This is a genomic window from uncultured Sunxiuqinia sp., from assembly GCF_963974515.1.
Classification (GTDB): domain Bacteria; phylum Bacteroidota; class Bacteroidia; order Bacteroidales; family Prolixibacteraceae; genus Sunxiuqinia.
In genome coordinates this window covers 1-5025 of the sequence record NZ_CAXBDD010000165.1, presented here as the reverse complement: position 1 = coordinate 5025, position 5025 = coordinate 1, and the positions used below count along the sequence as shown (strand labels likewise).

General features: G+C 44.6%; 5 protein-coding genes. 2 read left to right on the top strand and 3 right to left on the bottom strand.

The annotated features are described in order from the left end of the window. Window positions 1-213: 213 nt before the first annotated feature. Window positions 214-1002: a hypothetical protein gene (locus AAC033_RS18250; protein ID WP_339740816.1), complete on the bottom strand. Its 789-nt coding sequence runs from the start codon at window positions 1000-1002 to the stop codon at window positions 214-216. 259 nt (window positions 1003-1261) lie between these two features. Here AAC033_RS18250 and AAC033_RS18245 point away from each other — a divergent pair, with 259 nt between their 5' ends. Next, window positions 1262-1579, top strand: a complete 318-nt coding sequence (locus AAC033_RS18245; protein WP_339740814.1) for a hypothetical protein — start codon at window positions 1262-1264, stop codon at window positions 1577-1579. Between the two features lie 225 nt (window positions 1580-1804). Then, the gene (locus AAC033_RS18240) at window positions 1805-3001 is read left to right on the top strand and encodes an MFS transporter (protein WP_339740812.1); all 1197 of its coding nucleotides are present in this window, start codon (window positions 1805-1807) and stop codon (window positions 2999-3001) included. Window positions 3002-3190: 189 nt separating this feature from the next. Here AAC033_RS18240 and AAC033_RS18235 read toward each other — a convergent pair whose 3' ends face one another. Continuing rightward, window positions 3191-4825 carry a flavodoxin domain-containing protein gene (locus AAC033_RS18235; protein ID WP_339740810.1) on the bottom strand — a complete coding sequence of 545 codons (1635 nt, stop codon included), beginning with the start codon at window positions 4823-4825 and terminating at the stop codon, window positions 3191-3193. Window positions 4826-4875: 50 nt separating this feature from the next. Further along, window positions 4876-5010 carry a PepSY-associated TM helix domain-containing protein gene (locus AAC033_RS18230; protein WP_339740818.1) on the bottom strand — a complete coding sequence of 45 codons (135 nt, stop codon included), beginning with the start codon at window positions 5008-5010 and terminating at the stop codon, window positions 4876-4878. Window positions 5011-5025 lie beyond the last annotated feature (15 nt).

The window sequence follows — 5025 nt, the reverse complement described above, 5'->3', positions numbered from 1 at the left end:
AAAATATTTTTTCTCACCTCATTTAAGTAATTGAAAACCAGTCCGAATATTTTTTTACCAAATTAATGAGAAAATTCCAAATCTCATGCTGGTATCTCCGCCTATGAGAAAACTCAGTATGCGAGGTAGGCCGAATGCTTACGTTCAATCGGGGCTCAAAGCTGGGTGCTACGTGCCGCTTCAAGCCTTATTTATTTATTTTGGGGCTGCTGATTATTCATTTTCAATTAGTTTACACTCAATTTTATCAAATTCAATTTTCTGAACTTTTAATAAATCTTCAGTTTTTCTAATAATTGATTTTTCATTATCGAAGAGAACTGGTTCCTCTAATTCAAATCTGTATTGTAAATCGTCATCATCCCTCTCAATAATAATTTCATTGTCAAATAATTCAAATATAGCTACTTCATCTCCAAAGATATTCTCAGGATAATATTTAGGTTGCCAATCAGTTTTTTGTTTAAGTCCTTCGGGCTTAAATATTTCTATAAAATCATTAAAATCTTTACCAGATATTGTAAACTCGGCATTATTCACTTTGTTTTTATTGAGACATCTGTTTTTATGAGTTTTCTGCAACGTTGATATAGATTCTTCAATAATCTGTTGAAATAGTTTTAGTTTTTTAATTTGTCCAATTTTATCGTCACTATCAATTTTAACCTTGTAGACAAAATCGTCCAAAAAATCTTTGTTGTTAATGAGATAAATTGTGTCTTCTAAATCTATGTCTGAAAATATTGGAAGATAACCCTTTAGTGAATTTTTAATAAAATCGAAGTCTTCAAAAAATGAATCAATATCAGTTATCAACTTTTCAAAAACATCTTGAGTCATTCCAAAAGCCAACAGATATTCGCGATACAAAGGTTTTATTGATTGACCTATTTTCTTTTCCATCTCAAGAATCTTATCTTCTGTCATAGGTTTATAATAAACAACCTTTGAATACTCTATCAATTTCTCTTTAATCTCCTTATAATACTTTTTGTAATCCATGTTATCTATCGTAGTGTTTCATTCAGTTGGACCCAACGTTTTGCGATACGGCAAGTGGCGGTTTGCAGAGCGCGTCACTGTTCCCCGAGACGAAAGCCCTGAACGGGCCTCAAAAAGTTGATTTTACTACTATCCCCGCCATTTGCTATATTGTATGTCGAACTAAACCCGCTATGCGGGAGCTTATTTTCCAGCTAAAATAGGAATAGTTGGTGAGATCTGTTGATTTTGCTGCTCATTAATTTTAAACAAATTTATTATGAGCAGAAAATCTTTTCTGGAGCAGGCCTGCCAAGCCGTTCCCGAGTTTAAAACCATCAGCGAAAAGTTCCTTCGCAAGTACACCATTGCCGGCAAGTCAGAATCGTGCACGCGCAATTACCTGATGCAAATATCCAAGATGGTGCTTCATTTCGAATGTTCGCCTGTGGAGCTATCGATTGACCAGATGGAAGAGTACCTTTTCCATATCCGGCAAAACGAAAAGCCCAGATTTTTAAGTAGTAAGTTATATGCAAATATAAAAAACATAATTTGGAAACGAATTCCAGAAATCAAATCTTTGTCGGAGACATAAGCATTTTTACGTCTTGCATATTTTGGATTTTAGTAGAACTGTATATAACATTATACAGCTGTAGGTTCCACCTACGGCTCTTATTATTGAACCCTGCATCAGCCGGATTCCTCTAGCTGCACAATAAATTGACGTAATCATTCCGTTAAAACGAGCTGCTGCGATGGCTAAAAAACTTGTCGCGGACAAAGATTTTCTGCTTCTTTGCAGACCGAAAAAACAAGGATGGAAATTCAAGACGAAAGCAAGTGGTTTAAAAAGCGGTGGTTGCTCATTCTGGGAGTCATTTTTCTGGCTTTCAACCTGCGCCCGGCTATTACGGCTGTGGGACCATTAATCGCTACCATTCAGAAAAGCCTGGGCATTAACAACCTGGAAGCTGGACTGCTAACCACCATTCCGCTCATCGCTTTTGCCGTCCTTTCACCATTGGTTGCCAAATTCAGCCGGCGCTGGGGCAACGAAAAAACCCTTTTCCTGGCCTTACTCATTCTGACCGCTGGAATTTTTATCCGATACTCGCACCAACTGGGGTTTCTTTATGCCGGAACCTTAATCATTGGTTCGGGCATTGCCGTGATGAATGTGTTGCTTCCCAGCGTCATCAAATCCGATTTTCCCAAACGAATTGGCCTGATGACAAGCATCTACACCACCGCCATGTGTGCCATGGCCGGTTTGGCATCCGGCGTAAGCGTTCCTTTAGCCGAAGGGGCTGGATTGGGCTGGGAAAAAGCAATGGCCTCATGGGGATTTCTGGCTATCATTGGAATTGCCCTTTGGATTCCACAATTGAAAGCAAATAAAACCAACTCCAGCAACCAGGCTGCGGCCTATCCGCACCCATCCATCTGGAAATCACGAACGGCCTGGCACATCAGCCTGTTTTTTGGTTTTCAATCGTTTGTTTTTTACTGCCTGATCGCCTGGCTCCCTGCCATCTTGCTCAGCAAAGGAATGGATGAAAGCACTGCCGGCTGGATGCTGTTGTTTGTGCAAATCATTGGTCTGCCATCGACATTCTTTGCTCCCATCATTGCATCGAAGCTGAAGAAGATGGGAACATCCATTGTCGTCATCGGACTACTCAACCTGCTGGGGTTTGGAGGCTTAATCCTGTTTTATCAGGCAGGCTTGCTGGTCACCTCTGTCGCTATGATCGGCCTTTCCACAGGTGGAAGCATCAGTATTGCGTATATGATTATCAGTACCAAGGCGAAGGATCACCAGCAAGCGGCCGAGCTTTCGGGCATGGCACAGGCAGCAGGCTATTTCCTGGCAGCCTTCGGCCCGGTTTTATTGGGGTTCACCTTCGACCAAACGAACCGGTGGCTTGAACCCATCTTGTTAATCTTATTGGTCAATACGTTCATGGTTCTTGCCGGAACCCATGCCCTTCGTTCGCAAGCAAAAATCAACTAAGAGGCTACTTAAAATAAAACTCAGAAATTCCAGTATAGAATGTCCCGAATCTGGGTTAGGAGGTCTCGAATCCAGATTAGAACCTTGCCAACCGAAGTTAGAATTTCTCTACCCCTGACTTTTTGCCATCCAGGTGCAAACCCCGAGCGTGTTCAACCCGTCTTTAACGATGGAATCGTAACGTAAGCGTCAATACAGATCGGCATGCCAGCGACCTTCTTCCATCAGCGAATTCATATAATTCTCCGATTCCTTTTCCGACAGGTTTCCGGCAAGTTCAACAAGCTCCCGGATGGTTTCGCGAACGGCGTGCCCCATAGCCACCGAACCACAAACATAAACGTGGGCACCCTGGTTTAACCATTCAAAAAAGGTGGTTCCCTCCTGCCTGATTTTGTGCTGCACATACACTTTCTCGTCGCGGTCACGCGAAAACGCCAAATCCAGGCGGCTCAGCCTGCCAGTGCCCAGCCAACTCGCCCAGTCTTCCCGATAGAAAAAATCGTACTGCTGCCGTTTTTCCCCAAAGAACAGCCAGTTTTTTGAAGGAACTTGCTGCCCCGCCCGCTCTTGCATAAAGGCGCGAAAAGGTGCCACACCGGCTCCGGCGCCGATCATGATCACCGGAATCTCCGGCTGTCCGGGCAAACGAAACTGTTCGTTGGGTACCAACTGAACGGATAGCGATTCGCCAACTTCCAGCCATTGACTCAGGTAGCCCGAACACGCCCCTTCGCGATCGCGCCCGCCACTGGAAAAACACACCTGCTTAATCGTCAAATGAACTTCACCGGGATGCGTATTCCCGCTGGAGGCAATCGAATAAAGCCGGGCTTGCAGTTTCCGGAAAACGGGAACCAACTCCCCCGGACCGGCTTGCGTCGGGAAGTCGGCCAAAAGATCAACAACATCGTGGTGTTTTAAATAACGATTCAGTTCTTTTTCATCGGCCAGCAGTGCTTCGAGTCCGCGAGAGCTGACCAGAGCCTGGTAACGGGTGAGCAATCCTTTGCTTAGGGTCGTCAGTTCAAAAGAATGGGTTAAAAGCCACTTAAAGGAATGACTTCGACCTTCATAATCAACCTGGACTTCTTTATCACAAGCCAATTGGTCAAGAACCAACTGAACAAGCGAATCCGGGTTTCTGGGTACAATGCTGACCGAATCGCCAGGCTCATATGAAAAATCCGGATGGTTAACCGACAGCACAACATGGAAGGTTGCCGAATCGGAGCCTTCATTCAAACGGTATTTCTCCTGAACGACGGCCTGAAAAGTTTCACGCTGTCGATCCGCTTCAATATGAATCGCTTCAGACTGCTCGTCACCATGATTCTGCAAGACAGCCAGAACGCCGGACAGCCACCGGGCGGCAGCTTGGTGAAACTCCACATCACAATCCACACGATCGTAAAGGCGGGTCCCTCCCAATTCCCGCAATCGCCGGTCCATGTCCTTGCCGGTTTGACAAAAGTACTCGTAGCTGCTGTCGCCCAGCGCACAAACAGCATAATTCAGGCGGTTAAGCCGGGGGGCCTCTTCGGAAAACAGGAACCGGTAAAACCGGCTGGCCGACTCCGGAGGTTCCCCTTCGCCGTGCGTACTAACCAGTACCAGTAAATGCTGTTCCTCCTCCAGTTGCTTGAAATCGTATTTCGCCATATTCACCACCCGGGGGGTAAACGCATTTTTCTGAAGGTACTTTTTCGCCTCTTTGGCTAAAAATTCAGAATTACCCGATTGTCCTCCGTAAAGTATCGTCAATACTGCCTGGTGACTGACCTTCTTCTTTTTTAATAGCTTCTTTACTGCTGATGCAAACATGTTTGTTTCAATTGAATAAATGTGGTCGTGGACCTGTTAAAATAGACTGATTAGCTGAACAGGGGCTTGCGTCGTTGCTTTCGTTTGTTCCACCAAACCAAAAACCCGGTTACGGGCAAGGAAGCACAAAACAAGCTGATCAAAAAGGCGATGATCTTTCCCGGAATTCCTAAAATAGCTCCCACATGGATATCATAGTT

Coding starts and splice junctions, on each gene's coding strand:
- AAC033_RS18250 (WP_339740816.1), bottom strand. CDS start 1,002: ATGGATTACAAAAAGTATTATAAGGAGATTAAAGAGAAATTGATAGAG.
- AAC033_RS18245 (WP_339740814.1), top strand. CDS start 1,262: ATGAGCAGAAAATCTTTTCTGGAGCAGGCCTGCCAAGCCGTTCCCGAG.
- AAC033_RS18240 (WP_339740812.1), top strand. CDS start 1,805: ATGGAAATTCAAGACGAAAGCAAGTGGTTTAAAAAGCGGTGGTTGCTC.
- AAC033_RS18235 (WP_339740810.1), bottom strand. CDS start 4,825: ATGTTTGCATCAGCAGTAAAGAAGCTATTAAAAAAGAAGAAGGTCAGT.